The 15,681-nt window shown below is 73.5% G+C and carries 14 protein-coding genes; all 14 read right to left on the bottom strand.

The window, feature by feature from the left end; translation table 11 throughout:
- Positions 1-106: 106 nt before the first annotated feature.
- The 14 genes from hypE to AB0D29_RS34775 all read right to left on the bottom strand — a co-directional run bounded on the left by hypE (position 107) and on the right by AB0D29_RS34775 (position 15,070).
- Positions 107-1,168, bottom strand: coding sequence for a hydrogenase expression/formation protein HypE (hypE, locus tag AB0D29_RS34840; protein ID WP_362859794.1), 1,062 nt, complete (start codon positions 1,166-1,168; stop codon positions 107-109).
- A complete protein-coding gene (gene hypD / locus AB0D29_RS34835; protein WP_362859792.1) occupies positions 1,161-2,303 on the bottom strand; it encodes a hydrogenase formation protein HypD in 1,143 nt (380 codons plus the stop codon). Before hypD ends, hypE begins: the two co-directional genes overlap by 8 nt.
- Entirely contained in the window at positions 2,300-2,635 is a 336-nt protein-coding gene (locus AB0D29_RS34830) for a HypC/HybG/HupF family hydrogenase formation chaperone (RefSeq protein WP_362859791.1), read from the bottom strand. Before AB0D29_RS34830 ends, hypD begins: the two co-directional genes overlap by 4 nt.
- Positions 2,604-4,985 (bottom strand): carbamoyltransferase HypF, encoded by a 2,382-nt coding sequence (hypF, locus tag AB0D29_RS34825; protein ID WP_362859789.1) that lies wholly within the window; start codon positions 4,983-4,985, stop codon positions 2,604-2,606. Before hypF ends, AB0D29_RS34830 begins: the two co-directional genes overlap by 32 nt.
- Before the next feature lie 8 nt (positions 4,986-4,993).
- Complete coding sequence (gene hypB, locus AB0D29_RS34820) at positions 4,994-5,794, bottom strand: hydrogenase nickel incorporation protein HypB (RefSeq protein WP_362859788.1); 801 nt, start codon at positions 5,792-5,794, stop codon at positions 4,994-4,996.
- Between the two features lie 3 nt (positions 5,795-5,797).
- Positions 5,798-6,193 (bottom strand): hydrogenase maturation nickel metallochaperone HypA, encoded by a 396-nt coding sequence (locus AB0D29_RS34815; RefSeq protein WP_362859786.1) that lies wholly within the window; start codon positions 6,191-6,193, stop codon positions 5,798-5,800.
- Positions 6,194-6,407: 214 nt separating this feature from the next.
- Positions 6,408-6,962, bottom strand: a complete 555-nt coding sequence (locus AB0D29_RS34810) for a hydrogenase maturation protease (RefSeq protein ID WP_362859784.1) — start codon at positions 6,960-6,962, stop codon at positions 6,408-6,410.
- On the bottom strand, positions 6,959-8,401 hold the full coding sequence (locus tag AB0D29_RS34805; RefSeq protein WP_362859782.1) for a hypothetical protein: 1,443 nt from the start codon (positions 8,399-8,401) through the stop codon (positions 6,959-6,961). Before AB0D29_RS34805 ends, AB0D29_RS34810 begins: the two co-directional genes overlap by 4 nt.
- Complete coding sequence (locus tag AB0D29_RS34800) at positions 8,398-9,102, bottom strand: DUF6084 family protein (protein WP_362859846.1); 705 nt, start codon at positions 9,100-9,102, stop codon at positions 8,398-8,400. Before AB0D29_RS34800 ends, AB0D29_RS34805 begins: the two co-directional genes overlap by 4 nt.
- A gap of 86 nt (positions 9,103-9,188) precedes the next feature.
- Positions 9,189-9,848 carry a DUF5947 family protein gene (locus tag AB0D29_RS34795; protein ID WP_362859780.1) on the bottom strand — a complete coding sequence of 220 codons (660 nt, stop codon included), beginning with the start codon at positions 9,846-9,848 and terminating at the stop codon, positions 9,189-9,191.
- Complete coding sequence (locus AB0D29_RS34790) at positions 9,845-10,372, bottom strand: hypothetical protein (RefSeq protein ID WP_362859778.1); 528 nt, start codon at positions 10,370-10,372, stop codon at positions 9,845-9,847. Before AB0D29_RS34790 ends, AB0D29_RS34795 begins: the two co-directional genes overlap by 4 nt.
- Positions 10,369-12,153, bottom strand: coding sequence for a nickel-dependent hydrogenase large subunit (locus AB0D29_RS34785; RefSeq protein ID WP_362859776.1), 1,785 nt, complete (start codon positions 12,151-12,153; stop codon positions 10,369-10,371). Before AB0D29_RS34785 ends, AB0D29_RS34790 begins: the two co-directional genes overlap by 4 nt.
- A 79-nt stretch (positions 12,154-12,232) precedes the next feature.
- Positions 12,233-13,288, bottom strand: coding sequence for a hydrogenase expression protein HypE (locus AB0D29_RS34780; RefSeq protein ID WP_362859774.1), 1,056 nt, complete (start codon positions 13,286-13,288; stop codon positions 12,233-12,235).
- Positions 13,289-13,360: 72 nt separating this feature from the next.
- Positions 13,361-15,070, bottom strand: a complete 1,710-nt coding sequence (locus AB0D29_RS34775) for a hydrogenase maturation protein (protein ID WP_362859772.1) — start codon at positions 15,068-15,070, stop codon at positions 13,361-13,363.
- Positions 15,071-15,681: the final 611 nt, after the last annotated feature.

The raw sequence follows: 15,681 nt of genomic DNA, 5'->3' as shown, positions 1-15,681 counted from the left end.
CGCCCGCGTGCGGTGTCATGCACGAAGCCCCTGGCGGAGCCGGGGATCTCGGTCGAGAACCCGTCCCGCCAGGGGCTTCTTCGTACGCTGAGGACTGCGGCCGGCGCTAGCAGATGCGCGGCAGCTGCTCCCCGAGCGGGAGGTCGACGACGCGGGTGCCGCCGAGGGCGGTGCGGGAGACGACCATGCCGGGGTGCGCGTCGACGGCCTCGCCGATCACCGTGGCGTGCCGGCCCAGGGGGTGGGCGCGCATGGCGTCGAGGACGGCGTCGGCGTGTTCGCGCGGGACGAAGGCGACCAGCTTGCCCTCGTTGGCCACGTAGAGCGGGTCGAGGCCGAGGATGGAGCAGGCGTTCGCGACGGCCGGCGGGACCGGGACCCGGCTCTCGGTGATCACGACGCCGGTGCCCGAGGCGGCCGCAATCTCGTTGAGCGCGGCCGCCAGGCCGCCGCGGGTGGGGTCGCGCAGGACGTGCAGGTCCGGGGTGACGGCGAGCATGCTCTGCACGAGGCCGCCCAGGGCCGCACAGTCGCTCTCGATGTCCACGCCGAATTGCAGCCCCTCGCGGACGCTCATGATCGCCACCCCGTGGAGGCCGATCTCGCCGCTGACGATGACGACGTCGCCGGGCACCACGCGCTGCGGACGCAGGTCCACCCCGTCGGGGATGATCCCGATGCCCGCGGTGTTGATGTAGACGCCGTCCCCGTGGCCCACTTCGACCACCTTGGTGTCGCCCGTGGCCACCTCCACGCCCGCGGCCCGCGCGGCGGCGCCCATGGCCTCGGCCACGCGCGCCACCGCGGACATCTCGACGCCCTCCTCCAGGATGAAGCCGCAGGAGAGGTAGGCCGCCCGGGCCCCGCTCATGGCAAGGTCGTTCACCGTGCCGTTGACGGCGAGGTCGCCGATGGTGCCGCCGGGGAAGAAGAGCGGCCGCACCACGTACGAGTCGGTGGAGAAGGCCAGTCGCACTCCCCCGAGGGAGATGGCCGCGGAGTCCCCGAGCTGGGCCAGCGCCTCGCCGCCGAAGGCGGGCGCGAAGAGGTGCTGGACCAGTTCGGCGGAGAGCGCTCCCCCGCCGCCGTGGCCCATCACCACACGGGGGTGGTCGCGCAGCGGGGCCGGGCAGGTCCAGCCCGTGATGTCGAGTGCGGTGTCAGACAACGGGACTCGCCTCCAGCGGAGCGGTCGGGGCGGCGGGCACGGTCTTCAGTTCCAGCCGCCGGTAGAGGTAGTACGCGGCGCAGGCCCCCTCGCTGGAGACCATGGTGGCGCCGAGCGGGCTGCGCGGGGTGCACAGCGTGCCGAAGGCCTCGCACTCGTGCGGCTTGAGCAGCCCCTGGAGCACCTCGCCACTGCGGCACGCCGCCGGCTCGCGGGTGTTGATGCCGGTCACCGAGAAGCGGTGCTCGGCGTCGAAGTCCCGGTAGCGGGCGGACAGCCGCCAGCCGCTGTCGGGGATGACGCCGATGCCGCGCCAGGCCCGGTCGGTGACCTCGAAGACGTCCTCCAGCATGGCGAGGGCCGCCGGGTTGCCCTCCGGGCGGACGGCCCGCGCGTACGCGTTGTCGACGGTGTGCTCGCCGCGCTCCAGCTGCCGCACCGCCCGCCGTACGCCCTCCAGGATGTCCAACGGCTCGAAGCCCGTCACCACGATCGGCACGCGGTGGCGCTCGGCCAGCGCGGGGTACTCGCCGACGCCCATCACGCTGCACACGTGCCCGGCGGCGAGGAAGCCCTGGACCCGGCAGCTCGGCGACTGCATGATCGCCTCGATCGCCGGGGGCACCCGGACGTGGGAGACCAGCAGGCTGAAGTTGCGGATGCCCAGCTTCTTCGCCTGGTGGACCGTCATGGCGTTGGGCGGCGCGGTGGTCTCGAAGCCGATCCCGAAGAACACCACCTGCCGGTCCGGGTTCTCCTGGGCGACCCTCAGGGCGTCGAGCGGGGAGTAGACGACGCGTACGTCGCCGCCCTCGCTCCGCACCCGGAACAGGTCGCGGCCGGTCCCGGGCACCCGGAGCATGTCCCCGAAGGAGCAGAAGATCACGTCGGAGCGGGAGGCGATCTCCAGCGCCTTGTCGATGACCTCCAGCGGGGTCACGCACACCGGACAGCCCGGACCGTGGATCAACTCCACCTGATCCGGGAGGAGTTGGTCGATGCCGTGCCGGATGATGGTGTGGGTCTGACCACCACAGACCTCCATCAGCGCCCAGGGGCGGGTCACGGTGGCGTGGATGTCGTCGAGCAGCCGGCGGGCCAGCTCCGGGTCCTGGAACTCGTCGATGTACTTCACGGCGCGACCTCCCCCTGCGGCGCGGCGACGGCCGGTCCGTCGGAGAAGGGCCAGGCGTCGCCGCCGGCTTCGGCGGCCTGCTCCCACGGATCGCCGAACTCCTCCTGGAGCATGCCGAGTTCCGCGAAGAGTTCGAGGGTCTTGCGCGCCGACTCCTCGTCGAGGCGCTGGAGGGCGAAGCCGACGTGGACGATGGCGTACTCACCCACCTGGAGGTCCGGCAGGTACTCCAGACAGACCTCCTTCTGCACGCCGCCGAAGTCGACGGTAGCCATGCGGGTGCCGTCCTTCTCCCCGATGTCAAGCACTCTGCCGGGTACCGCCAGGCACATGGGCTTCTCCTTGCTGTGAGTGGTGCGCGGTGTCGGCGGCGGCCGCCACCACGAGCTGACCGAGGGACAGACCGCCGTCGTTCGGGGGGACCCGGCCGTGGCGCAGGACGGTGAAACCGCTCACGCGCAGGGTTCGGGCGCACGCGGACGACAGCAGGGTGTTGGCGAAGACCCCGCCGGTCAGTGCGACGGTCTCCAGTCCGTGCCGCTCGCGCGCGAGGGCGCAGAGCGCGCCGACGAGGGAGCCGACGGCGGCGTGGAAGCGGGCGGCGATCAGCCCCGGGGGCGTGCCCGCGCGTACGTCGGCCACCACGGCGGCCAGTACGGGCGCGGGATCGGCGGTGACCGGGCCACTGCCGGCCGGGCCGGGCGGGAGGCGCAGGCCGAAGGAGTAGCCGGGGCCGGCCGCGCCCGCGCCGAGCGCCGCGCCCTCCAGCTCGACCGCGGCCTGCGCCTCGTAGCCCGCCCGGTGGCAGACGCCGGCCAAGGAGGAGACGGCGTCGAAGAGCCGGCCCATGCTGGAGGTCGGGACGCAGTTCAGGCCGCGCTCCAACTGGCGTTCCAGTAGCGGGATTTCGTCCGGCGGGCAGGCTGCGGCGCAGGGCAGGTCCGGGCTCCAGTCGATGCCCGCGGCCCGCAGATGGGCCAGCGCCATGCGGTACGGACGCCGCACGGCCGCGTCCCCGCCCGGGAGCGGGACGTACCCGAGGTGGGCGAAGCGGGTGTACCCGGCGTAGTCGGCGAGGAGGACCTCGCCGCCCCACACGGCCCCGTCGTCGCCGTAGCCGGTGCCGTCGAAGGCGATGCCGATGACCGGGCGGCCGCCGTCCAGGCCGTGCTCCGCCATGGCGGCGGCGATGTGCGCGTGGTGGTGCTGGACGCGCACGAGAGGCCGGCCGGCGGCGGTGCGCCGCGCCCAGCGGGTGGAGCGGTAGCCGGGGTGCCGGTCGGCGGCGAGGAGTCGGGGGCCGACGCCGGTGATGGACTCCAGCTGGTGCTCGGCGCGTTCGAAGGCGTACTGGGTGGCGAGGTCGTCCATGTCGCCGACGTGGGCGGACAGCCAGGCCTGGCGCCCCGCCCCGAGGCAGAAGGCGTTCTTCAGGTCCCCGCCCACGGCGAGGGTCGGGGGGACCGGCAGGGGCAGGGTCAGCGGGAGCGGGGCGTACCCGCGCGAGCGCCGCAGGGTCAGGGTCTCGCCGTCGCAGACCCGCACCACGGAGTCGTCGCAGGGCACGTGGATGGGACGGTCGTGCGTGAGCCAGGCGTCGGCGAGGCCGGCGAGCCGGTCCAGGGCCTCGTCGTCGTCGGTGACGATGGGCTCGCCGGCCAGGTTCCCGCTGGTCATGACGAGCAGGCGGGGGCCCGGTGGGTCGCCGGGCAGGCCGAGCAGCAGGTGGTGCACCGGTGTGTACGGGAGCATCACGCCGAGGTCGGGACAGCGCGGGGCCACCCCGTCGGCGAGGGCGCCCGGACCCGCCGCGCCGCCGTCGCGGCGGCGCAGCAGCACGATGGGCCGTGCGCCTCCCGCCAGCAGCGTGCGCTCCTCGGGGCCGATGTGCGCGAACCGCTCGGCGTCGGAGAGGTCCCGGGCCATCAGGGCGAAGGGCTTGTCACCGCGGTTCTTGCGGCGGCGCAGTTCGGCCACGGCTCCCGGGTGGGTGGCGTCGCAGGCCAGGTGGTAGCCGCCCAGGCCCTTCACGGCGAGGACCGCCCCGGCCGCCAGGAGCCGGCGCGCCTCGGCGACCGGGTCGACGCCCGGGGTCTCGCGGGGCGGCCGCCCGGTGAGCAGCCTCAGCCGGGGGCCGCAGGCCGGGCAGGCGACCGGCTGGGCGTGGAACCGGCGGTCGGCGGGGTCGCCGTACTCGCGGGCGCAGTCGGCGCACATCGGGAAGCGGGCCATGGTGGTGTGGGCGCGGTCGTACGGCAGCCCGGTGACGATGGTGAACCGCGGCCCGCAGTGGGTGCAGGTGATGAAGGGGTGCCGGTGGCGGCGGTCGGCCGGGTCCGCCAGTTCGGTGAGGCAGTCGGCGCAGGTGGCCACGTCCGGGGAGACCAGGGTGCGGGCCGGGCCGCCGGTCCGGGAGGCGATGATGGTGAATCCGGCGCCGCCCGAGACCGGGACCTCGCAGTGGTCGACGGCGTCCACGACGGCCAGCGGGGGCGCGTCCGCGGCGAGCCGCTCGCAGAAGCGGTGGACGGCGGCCGGGGCGCCCTCGACCTCCGCGACGACGCCCTCGGGGGTGTTGGTGACGTGCCCGGCGAGGCCGAGTCCGGTCGCGCGGGTGTAGACGTAGGGCCGGAAGCCGACGCCCTGGACCACGCCGCGAACGGTGACCCGGCGGCGCTGCACGGCCTCCATCAGCGGGTCTGCGCGGCGGAACGCACGTGCGGGTGGTGGTCGTGATCGTGATCGTGATCGTGGCTGTGGTCGTGGCCGTGACCGTCCCCGTGGTCGTGGCCGTGCGACTGCTGCATCCCGGCCATGACCGGGGTGTGCGTCCCGGCGCCCTCCCCCGCCGCCAGCGCCCGGTCGAGGAGCAGGCCGATCCCCTCGCCCGCGCGGGCCGAGGTGAGGACCACCTCCACACCGGGATTGACCTGCTCCACGTGGGCGCGGAAGGCGGCCTCGTCGAATTCGACGGCGCGCGCGATGTCGGTCTTGGTGACCACCACCAGCTGGGCCAGTCCGAAGGCGGTCGGGTACTTCAGCGGCTTGTCCTCGCCCTCCGTCACCGACGCCAGGACCACGCGCAGCGACTCCCCCAGGTCGTAGGAGGCCGGGCAGACCAGGTTGCCCACGTTCTCCACGAAGAGCAGCCGGGTGTCCTCGGGCAGCCAGCCGTCCAGGTGCCGGCCGAGCATCCCGGCCTCCAGGTGGCACAGCCCGTCGGTGAGGACCTGCTTGACCGGTACGCCCGAACGGGCCAGCCGCTGCGCGTCGTTCTCGGTGGCCAGGTCCGCCGTCAGCGCGGCCACGGCCACGCCCCGCTCACGGGCGAGGAGCAGTTCGCGCTCCAGCAGCGCCGTCTTCCCGCTGCCGGGGCTGGAGAGCAGGTTGACCACCGTCGTTCCGCGGGCGGTGAGTTCGGCGCGCAGGACCTGGGCCGCCATGTCGTTCTTGGCGAGTACCGCCTGCCGCAGATCGACCACTCGGCACATGGTTCAGGCCTCCTCGGGAATCGGTTCGCGGGTACGGGCACCGGCGGGGCCGTCCTCCCAGCGCACGCTGAGGATCTCCAGCTCACGGCCCGACAGCAGTTCCACGTCGGTGGCCCTGCCGCATCCGGGGCAGCACAGTTCGGGGGGCATCCCCACGGCCCAGGTGCCGGGGCAGGAGGCGCAGCGGGCGCGGGCCGGCACGGACTCGGTGGCGAGCGACGCGCCGTCGAGGACCGTTCCGGCACAGGCCAGTTCGAAACAGAAGGCCAGCGCGTCGGGCACCACGCCCGCCAGCTCGCCGACCCGCAGCCGTACGGAGGTGACGGCGCGTGCGCCGCCCGCCCGGGCCGCCTCTTCCACCTGGCCCACTACGGCCATGGCGATGGACATCTCGTGCATGGGACTCCGTCCTGCCGGGGCTCATTACACCGGCGGGACGGGGTCGTCACGGTCGGGCACGCCGGTGCGCGGCGCGCCCCGTACGCCATTCGGGCGCGGCAGGGGCAGCGGCGTCACATCCTGCGCATGCGCAGGTAGCGCCTGAGGTCGGGGAGGACCACGGCCAGGAGAGCGGCGAGGGCGGCGGCAGCGGCCCCGCCGATGACGGCGTTCTTCATGGGGTTCTCCTCAGTTCGCGGCGGAGGCCGCCGGTTTCGTCGGGGGCCGGGGGGCGGATCAGGTCCAGGGCCATGCGTACGGCTTCCGGCACGGCGGCGGTCACGGCGGCGCTGAGCCCGATGCCCTCGTCGAGGCAGGCCGGTTCGCAGCCGAGGACCAGCGTGCGCCGTGGTGGGGTGGTACCGGTGCCCGCGCACAGGGTGCCGAGCAGCGCGAGGACGGCGTCGGGGGACATGTGGTGGCCGTCGAGGACGGGGGCGCCGGGCGCCGTGCCCACGGGGCCGGCGCCGCCCGGATCCCCGCTCCCGTCGGCCTCGATCAGGTAGAGCGTGCCCGGCTCGCCGCCGCGTGCGGTGGCGTCGACGAGCAGGAGCGTGTCGTAGCCGTCGAGGAGCTGGTAGGCGAGGTGGACCCCGCGTACGCCGAAGTCCACCGCCTCGACCCCGTCGGGCAGCGGGTGCGCGGACAGCGCCCGTACGGTCTCGACGCCGAAGCCGTCGTCGCCGAGGAAGACGTTGCCGATGCCCGCGATCAGGACCCTGTCGCTCACGCGTCCTCCAGGGGGGTGACCTCGTCGGGCTGGAAGTAGAGGAACCGGCCCTGCTCCCGGCGGATGTCCGCGCCCGGGTCCTCCTCCACGGTGACGGCGAGGTGGACCCCGCCGTCGACGTCGTGCAGGACCGCCTCGACCAGCGCGGCACGGCCCTGGAGGAACAGGTCCTGGGCGTCGGTGCGCCGCAGTCCGGGGCGGAGCAGGACCCGGCTGCCGGGACCGACCGAGGTGCCGGCGATCGTGATGCGGTCCCGGGCCGGGTCCGCGGTCTCCGCCCGGGCCGGGTCCCACCAGGGGGTGTCCGGGCTGAACACCGTGTCCTCGGAGGGGAGTTCCGTCAGCAGGGGCGGCTGGTCCGGGCCGGTGATCTCCCGCAGGGCGCGCACCGCGCCGTGCAGGCGGTCCAGTACCTCGGGGGGCATGGAGTCGGCGAGGTCGATCACGGCGGCCGCGCGGGCGTCCGTCCCGCGTGCCTCGCGCTTCTCCCGGTCGGTCAGGGCCGCCGTGCGCAGGGCGAGGATCTCGTCGATCTCGGTGGAGTCGTACATCGCGCCCGCGCTCTCGGGGGCGATGGCCGCGTGGTCCTCCAGGATGATCGGGGAGGACAGGACCACGTCGGCGCGGCCGGGTTCGCCCGCGAGCACCGGCCAGGTGTGGCGGTTGACGCACGCCGCCGCCGCTTCCCGGGCCCACTCGGGCGGGTCGGTCATGGACAGGAAGGAGCCGGAGTCGAGGCCCAGCAGGAGGTGGGCGGCGACCAGCGCGTACGGCAGGGCGGCCTCCCGGTCGGCGGAGCCGTTGCCGGACCCGGCCGCCGGGGCCCACGGACTGGTGTTCTCCACCACCGCCCGGAGCCTGAACACCCGGTAGGCGCCGTCGAGTTCGGTGGCCCGGAGCCGGATGAGGCCCTCGGTCTCCTCGGTACGCCGCACCAGGCGGCCCACCGTCCGCCCGTCGGCGCCCCGGACGGTCTCGGTCTCGTCGCGGGCGGGGCGGTGGAAGGGGACGGTCACCTCCCCGGCCACCAGCTCGGCGACGGGGACGGACAGTTCGACCCGCTCCTCCACGCCCTCGTCCCAGGGGACGAGTACGCGGTCGTCGAGGTGCAGCTCGGCCACCTCGGCGAAACGGCCTCCGTCCAGGGCCTGTTGGACCGTACGGCGCTGCGCCCGCAGGAACCGCAGCTCCAGGGCGAGGGTCGCCCCGCCCCGCGGCTCCATGAGGATCTCGGTCTGCTGGAAGGCGTGCTCGTCGTGCGCGCGGCCCCACGCCGGGGGGACGAGCACGCCGAACTGCCAGCGCAGCCGGTTCTTGGCCGCCGAGGCCCGGTACGGGTAGAGCACGTACCCCTCGAGGAGGACGGCGTCGGCCACCTGCCGGGCGACGGCGAAGCGGGACTCGGCGGCGGTGGTCGTCGTGGTCGGGGAACCGGTCACGGGGCAGTCCTCCCGGTGCGGCGGGGCAGGACCGCACCCGGCCGGGGCGCCCCCGGCGGGGGCGGCTGCGGGGGCGGGGCCGCCGCGTCCAGCAGGGCCCGTACGGTCGCCTCCCACGAGGCGAGCGCGTTGCGGGAGCGGAAGGCGAGCAGCTCGTCCATGGTGTCGCGGGGCAGCCGGAGCCAGCCGCAGCCGGGGAAGTGCTGCTCGACCATCTCGCGCCACACGGCCACGGGCATCCGGTACGCGGCTTCGCGGTCCCAGGGCACCGGCTCGACCCGGAAGCCGCCGTCACCGGTGAAGGCGGTGCCGGAGAAGAGCATCAGCAGCGGTACCTCCCCGTCCGCCAGGGCTTCGAAGTAGCGGGTCGCGGCGATGTCCATGTCGTAGGTGCACGGCACGACCAGGTCGGTCTCGGTCTCCCCGGTGAAGCTCGGGACCATGGCCTGGACCTGGGCGAACTGCACGGGCTTGAGCGTGGTCCCCCATCGGGAGCGCTCCCCGAACAGGTCCGCCAGCCCTTCGGCCTCGGCGGGGCCGTAGCCGCGCCGGGCCGGTTCGATGCGGATCTGGCAGCGCAGGGCGAGGGCGTGGACGCGCGCTCCCTGGGCGGCGGTGATGCGCAGCCGGAAGACGAGGGTGGGGCCGGCGGCGTAGGGGTCGGCCCGCACCCCGGTACAGGTGAAGCCGAGCTCCGTCATCCCCGCCGCCCCCGTGGTCACCGGCGTTCCCGTCGGTCCCGTCGGTCCCGTCGATCCCGTGGTCACCGGCGTAGAAGGCATCGCCGTCATCGGACCCCTTCCTCCGCCAGGACCCTGGCCCGGCGCTCCACCTGCGCGAAGAACTCGCGCAGTGCGGCCCGGGCCTCGGCCCCGCCGTCGAAGCCCTGCCACAGCAGTCGCATCCGCCCCACCAGCTCGTAGCAGATGTCGATGGGCACCAGGTAGCACTCGGTGCGGCCCTCCGAGCGGCGCAGCAGCAGCGCCTCGACGTCCGGTTCGAGCAGCTCGGCGAGCCGGCCCGCGCCCAGTACGGTCTGCCAGGTCTCCGGGGCGAGTTCGCTCTCGGTGGCTCCGGCCGGGCTCGGGTAGAGGGCGACGAGCCGGTCGAGGGCGGCGTTGCGGAAGAAGAACGCGACCCCGACAGGGATCTGGAGGAGTTCCCAGGCGCCGTCGTCGAGCCGGTGGCCCGGGTCGGTGAGGTAGCGGACGGGAACGGCCCGCAGCCGCCCGGTGGCCGCGCCCGGCCGGTCGAACAGCAGGGCGCAGGGGGTGCAGGCGCAGAGCAGCGTCCGCTTCTCGGTCTCCACCAGGTGGCGGTGGGACTCCCCGGGCACGATCACCCCGCACAGTTCGCAGGTCTCGGGCCGGGGCGGGCGCGGGCCCGCGAACCGGCGCAGCCCGCGCGGGGCGCGCGGGCCGTCCGTACGGATTCCGGGCCCGGTCACGAGACCCGCGCCGGGCTGGGGGGCCGGGTGCCGATCTGGAGGAGGGCGGGCGGCGGGGCCGCGGCGGGTTCCATCTCCACGCTCGTCACCTCGGGCGCGAAGCAGGCGAGGGTGTCCTCCAGGGTCCGCAGGGCGGCGTCCTGGGCGCCGCCGCCGCAGCCGCAGCCGCCGGAGGCGGCTCCGGGGCGCAGCCGCAGGACACCCGTGGTCTCGTCGAAGCCGACCAGCTCCACCGGGTCGGCCACGCAGGCCAGGGCGCGGGCGATCCGGGTGCGCGCGTCCTCGGGGTGCAGGCCGTGCAGGGAGAGCAGGCTGGCCACGAGTTCGTCGTCGAGCACCGCGTCGAGCGGGCCCTTGCCCACTGCGTCGACGATCCGGGCGAGCCCGGCGCCGTAGAAGTCCATGAGGACCCGCACCAGTTCCTCGGCGGCCGCGCAGGCCGCCCGGTCGCCCGTGGCGGCGATCCGGTCGAGCACCTCCTCGACCCTGCGCCCCGCCTGGGCGGCGTCGAGCACCGCGCTCATCCGCCCAGTCCGCTCAGGCCGGTGGGCACGTGCATGGTCTTCACGGTCTTGCCGCCGCCGACGTACATGTGGACGCCGCAGGGCAGGCAGGGGTCGAAGCTGCGCACCGCGCGCATGATGTCGATGCCCTTGAAGTTCTCCGGGGTGTTCTCCTCGAAGATCGGGGTGTTCTGCACCGCGTCCTCGTACGGTCCCGGCGTGCCGTAGCTGTCACGGACGCTGGCGTTCCAGGGCGTCGGCGGGTACGGGTGGTAGTTGGCGATCTTCCCGTCGCGGATCACCATGTGGTGCGACAGGACACCCCGTACGGCCTCGGTGAAGCCGACCCCGAGACCCTCGTCGGGGACCTCGAACTTCTCCCAGGTCTGCGTGCGTCCCGCGCGGACCTCGGCGAGGCCCTTCTCGGCGCAGTGCAGGGCGATGGCGGCCGCGTACGCCTGGAAGTAGGTGCGGGCGCGGTTGCGCTCCAGCGCGTTGCTCCACTTCGGGATCTTCCACTCGAAGCGGGTCTCGGGCTTGGTCATCGTGCGCGGCAGGGTGATGACGACGCTGTTGCCCGTGGCCTGGACGTAGTCGGTGTGGACCAGCCCCGACAGGGCGGTGGACCACAGGCGGGCGATGGGGCCGCCGCCGGTGTCGAGCGCGAGGTGGTCCTTGCCGTCGAACCAGCGGGGCGACATCACCCAGCTGTACTTGTCGTCGAAGTTCCGCTTCTGCGGGGCGGGGATGGTGTGCTGGTTCCACGGGTGGCGGGGGTCGACCGGGTTGCCGAGCGGGTCGTGGGTGACGAACTGCTCCTGGCCCTGCCAGTCGTCGTAGTACGAGCTGCCGAGCAGGATGCGGATGCCGAGGTTGATCTCGGTGAGGTCGTTGGTGACCAGTTTGCCGTCGACGATGACGCCCGGGGTGACGAACATCTTCCGTCCCCAGTCGGTCATGTTGGCGTACGTGAAGTCGCAGTGCTCGGGGTCGTTGAGGGCGCCCCAGCAGCCGAGCAGGACGCGCCGGCGGCCGACCTCCTCGTACCCGGGCAGGGCCTCGTAGAAGAAGTCGAAGAGGTCGTCGTGGAGGGGGACGACCTTCTTCATGAACTCGCAGTACCGCATGAGGCGGCTCATGTAGTCCGTGAAGAGCTGGACGGAGGCGATGGTGCCGACGCCGCCCGGGTAGAGCGTGGAGGGGTGCACGTGGCGCCCCTCCATCAGGCAGAACATCTCGCGCGTGTAGCGGCTGACCTGGAGGGCCTCGCGGTAGAACTCGCCCTCGATGGGGTTGAGGGAGCGCATGATGTCGGCGATGGTCTTGTAGCCGTGCTCCCCGGCGTGCGGGGACGGCGTGCGCTCGGCGAGCTCCAGGACACCGGGGTTGGTCTCGCGGACCATCTTCTCGCAGTAGTCGACCCCGACCAGGTTCTCCTGGAAGATGTTGTGGTCGAACATGTACTCCGCCGACTCGCCGAGGTTGATGATCCACTCGGCGAGGTGGGGCGGCTTCACCCCGTAGGCCATGTTCTGCGCGTACACGGAACAGGTGGCGTGGTTGTCACCGCAGATCCCGCAGATGCGGCTGGTGATGAAGTGCGCGTCGCGGGGGTCCTTGCCCCGCATGAACACGCTGTAGCCGCGGAAGACCGACGAGGTGCTGTAGCACTCCGCGACGCGCTTCTGCTTGAAGTCGATCTTCGTGTGGATGCCGAGACTGCCCACGATCCGGGTGATCGGATCCCAGGCCATCTCCACCAGGCCGCTGCCGTCGCCGGCCGCCTTCGTGTTCGCTGCCATCGTGTCTGCCGTGACCCTTCTTCGGTGCGGGGAGCGGGGGTTGCTGCGCGTGCGCTTCGGGAGAGGGAGGAGCGGGCCGTCACCAGGGCGGGCGGTAGCCCGTGGTCAGGCTGCGGCCGCCGTGCCTCCACTTCGGTTCCTCGTCCACGGTGTGGGCGGTGACCGACCGGAGCTTGCGGACCAGGGCGCCGTACGCGCCACTGGCCTTCGTGGAGACCTTGGCGCCGGGGGGTTCGTCCATGAACGGCATGAACTTGTCGGGGAAGCCGGGCATCGTGCAGGCGATGCAGATGCCGCCGACGTTCGGGCAGCCGCCGATGCCGTTCATCCAGCCGCGCTTGGGGACGTTGCACTTGACGACGGGACCCCAGCAGCCGAGCTTGACCAGGCACTGCGGCGAGTCGTAGGTGTGCGCGAACTGGCCCTGCTCGTAGTAGCCGGCGCGGTCGCAGCCCTCGTGGACGGTGGCCCCGAAGAGCCAGGTCGGGCGCAGCTTGTCGTCGAGGGGGATCATCGGGGCCGAGCCGGCCGCCTGGTAGAGCAGGTAGGTCAGGGTCTCCGAGAAGTTGTCCGGCTGGATGGGGCAGCCCGGTACGCACACGATCGGGATGCCGGCCTTCGACGTCCAGTCCCAGCCGAGGTAGTCGGGCAGGCCCATGGCGCCCGTCGGGTTGCCCTCCATGGCGTGGATGCCGCCGTACGTGGCGCAGGTGCCGATGGCCACGACCGCGAGGGCCTTGGGGGCCAGCCGGTCGATCCACTCGCTGGTGGTGATGGGCTGTCCGGTCTCCGGATCGTCGCCGAAGCCGCACCAGTAGCCCTCGGGCTTGATCTTCTCGTTGGGGATCGACCCCTCGACGACCAGGACGAAGGGATCGATCTCGCCCCGCTCGCCCTTGAAGAACCACTCGATGAACGTGTCGGCGCCGCCGACCGGTCCGCATTCGAAGTCGATCAGCGGCCAGTGCACGGCGATCTTGGGCAGACCGGGCAGCACGCCGGTCACGATCTCCTCGATGCTCGGCTGCATCGCGGCCGTCAAGGACACGGAGTCGCCGTCGCAGCTCAGTCCCGCGTTGATCCAGAGGATGTGGATCGGGGGGTCTTCGACCGGGTCCTTCGTCACTGCGGCCATGGGATGCCTCCTCGGGGAGGGGGTCGGGAAGGGGGTGCGGAGAGGCGGCCTGTCTCGTCCTCACCCTTCTTGCTAACAGCAGGCCGGCCCGGGCGCCGCGTCTGATACGGCCAGTCCAGTGACGGGCGGGGTCTGCGCCGCGCGCTCCTTGCGCACGAAGGCGCGGCGCAGGGCGTGGTAGGGGGCGTCCGGGTCGAAGAAGGTGCGGTGCATGCGGGCCAGCTCGGCCTCGCGGTAGGCGGCCAGCGGCCGGTCCGCCTCGTCGCGCTCGCGCGCCGCCTTCTTGGCGGCGATCCGGGCCGTGGTGGCGGGCAGGGCGGCGAGGCGGGCCGCGAGGCGCTCCGTCTCGCCGGTGAACTCCTCGGGCGCGCAGGGCACCGTACGGTCGACCAGGCCCAGCCGGAGCGCGGCGGCGGCGCTCAGCGGCTGGGCCTCGGCGGTGAGGCGCTCCGCGACGGCCGGGCCGACGCGGCGGGGCAGGGTGTACGTCCAGTACTCGGAGCCGTACAGCCCCATCAGGCGGTAGTGCGGGTTCAGGACGACGCCCGAGCGGCACCAGACCTCGTCGGCCGCGAGGGCGAGCACGGCCCCTCCGGCGGCGGCGTTGCCGCCCAGCGCGCTGACCACGAGGCGGTCGGTGGTGGTCAGGACCGCCTCGACGAGGTCGTCCATGGCGTTGATGTTGGCCCAGGACTCCTCGGCCGGGTCGGCGGCGGCCTCGATGACGCCCAGGTGGATGCCGTTGGAGAAGAAGTCGCGGCCGCCGCCCAGGACCAGCACGGAGGTGGGGCGGCTGCAGGCGGTCCGGTACGCGTCCAGCAGGCGGTGGCAGTGCGCGGTGCTCATCGCCCCGCCGGGGAAGGAGAAGGTCAGGAACCCGGCCTGGCCCTCCTCGTGGTAGCCGATGTCGGACCAGGTGCGGCGGCGGGGGCCGGAGTGCGGGGGCGCGGGCACCTCGGGAAGCGGGGGCAGACGGTCCGCGAGGGCCACGGTCGCGGGCAGTTTGGGTTCGGCCGGCCGGCCGGGCCGGCGGCGGGCGCGCAGCTCGGGGATCCAGACGGCGCCGTCGATGGTGGCCCGGCAGACCGCGCCGGCGCGGGTGGCCAGCAGCTCGCCGGGGCGGCCGCGCAGGTGGTCCTCGCGGTGCCCCCCGTGCAGGAACCACTCGCCGCCGAGCAGGTCGTCCCGGACGCCGGGCTGCGAGTCGGCGGCGCGCAGCGCGCGCAGGACCTGCTCGGTGCCGTCCGCCTCCCAGTCGATCCGGCGTTCCTGCTGGCGCAGCAGGGGCCGGGCCAGGCCGCCGGTCTGCGGCCGCGGGACGTAGGTGCCGGAGGCGAAGCGTTCCACCGCGAGGAGGACGGCCTCCAGGGCCGCGTCGGCGATCTCGCCGCGGTAGAGGTCGCTCTTTCCGACGGGCGGCACCGGGCAGTCGACGCTCGCCCAGACGTCGCCGGCGTCCATCTCCGCGTTGGCCTGCAGGACCGTGACCCCCCATCGGGTCTCCCGGTCCTGGATCGCGCGGTCGAGGGAGGAAGGGCCGCGGTCGCCGACCGGCCCCGGGTGGACGATCAGGCAGGTGTGGGCGGACCACACCTCCTCGGGGAGGGCCGTGCGAAGCATCGGGGCGATGACGAGGTCGGGCCGGTGCCCGCGGACGGCTTCGGCCAGGGGGGCGCCGGGCAGGGCGAGTTCGACCGCGACGCGGTGGCCGTGGTCGCGCAGCTCGGCGTGGACTCGCTGCGTGAGGCTGTTGAACGCGCTCGCGACGAGCAGGACGTACACGTGATCTCCCAGCGGCGGCCCGGAGCCGCGGTACGGCGGTGCCCGGCCCTAGCGGCCGTGCCGCCTGAGATGGTCGAGGACTCCGGGGCCGCGGCGGCCGAAGCTGCGCGGCGATGTCACTCGAAAGCGCCGCTTCCGACGGCCGATCAGCCGCGCCGGCCGGGCCCCACCCCGCGCCTCAATCGCCGGCGGGGCCGAAGCAATGCGGCAAGGCCGAAAGCCCGGGTCTCCGCCCCGCGCCTCAATCGCCGGCGGGGCTGAATCTGGTGCGGCGATGGCTGCGGCTCAAAGATCGGGGCTCCGCCCCGCACCCCGCTCCTCAATCGCCGGAGGGGCTGAATCTGGCGCGGCGAACCCGGATGGTGCGGCTCAGAGATCGGGGCTCCGCCCCGGACCCCGCGCCTCAAACGCCGGCGAGGCTGGATTTTGGTGCGGCAAAGCTGGATTGGGTGCGGCGTAGCCGAAGGTAGTGCGCCAAGGCTGGAGTAGTGCGGCGCAGCCGAATGGCCACAGAGCCTGGGATCGAAGCGGGCCGGTTGGGGCGGGGTCGGGTGTGTGTCGGGGTGATCCCCGCAGGGCGTCGAACGCACTGCCGCCGAGCTCTCCGACCT

The organism is Streptomyces sp. NPDC048424 (assembly GCF_040651555.1).
GTDB lineage: Bacteria > Actinomycetota > Actinomycetes > Streptomycetales > Streptomycetaceae > Streptomyces.
The sequence above is the reverse complement of the archived record's forward strand: the minus strand, read 5'-3'. Positions and strand labels throughout refer to the sequence as shown.

Coding starts and splice junctions, on each gene's coding strand:
- AB0D29_RS34830 (WP_362859791.1), bottom strand. CDS start 2,635: ATGTGCCTGGCGGTACCCGGCAGAGTGCTTGACATCGGGGAGAAGGAC.
- hypB (WP_362859788.1), bottom strand. CDS start 5,794: ATGTGCCGAGTGGTCGATCTGCGGCAGGCGGTACTCGCCAAGAACGAC.
- AB0D29_RS34815 (WP_362859786.1), bottom strand. CDS start 6,193: ATGCACGAGATGTCCATCGCCATGGCCGTAGTGGGCCAGGTGGAAGAG.
- AB0D29_RS34800 (WP_362859846.1), bottom strand. CDS start 9,102: ATGACGGAGCTCGGCTTCACCTGTACCGGGGTGCGGGCCGACCCCTAC.
- AB0D29_RS34790 (WP_362859778.1), bottom strand. CDS start 10,372: ATGAGCGCGGTGCTCGACGCCGCCCAGGCGGGGCGCAGGGTCGAGGAG.
- AB0D29_RS34785 (WP_362859776.1), bottom strand. CDS start 12,153: ATGGCAGCGAACACGAAGGCGGCCGGCGACGGCAGCGGCCTGGTGGAG.
- AB0D29_RS34780 (WP_362859774.1), bottom strand. CDS start 13,288: ATGGCCGCAGTGACGAAGGACCCGGTCGAAGACCCCCCGATCCACATC.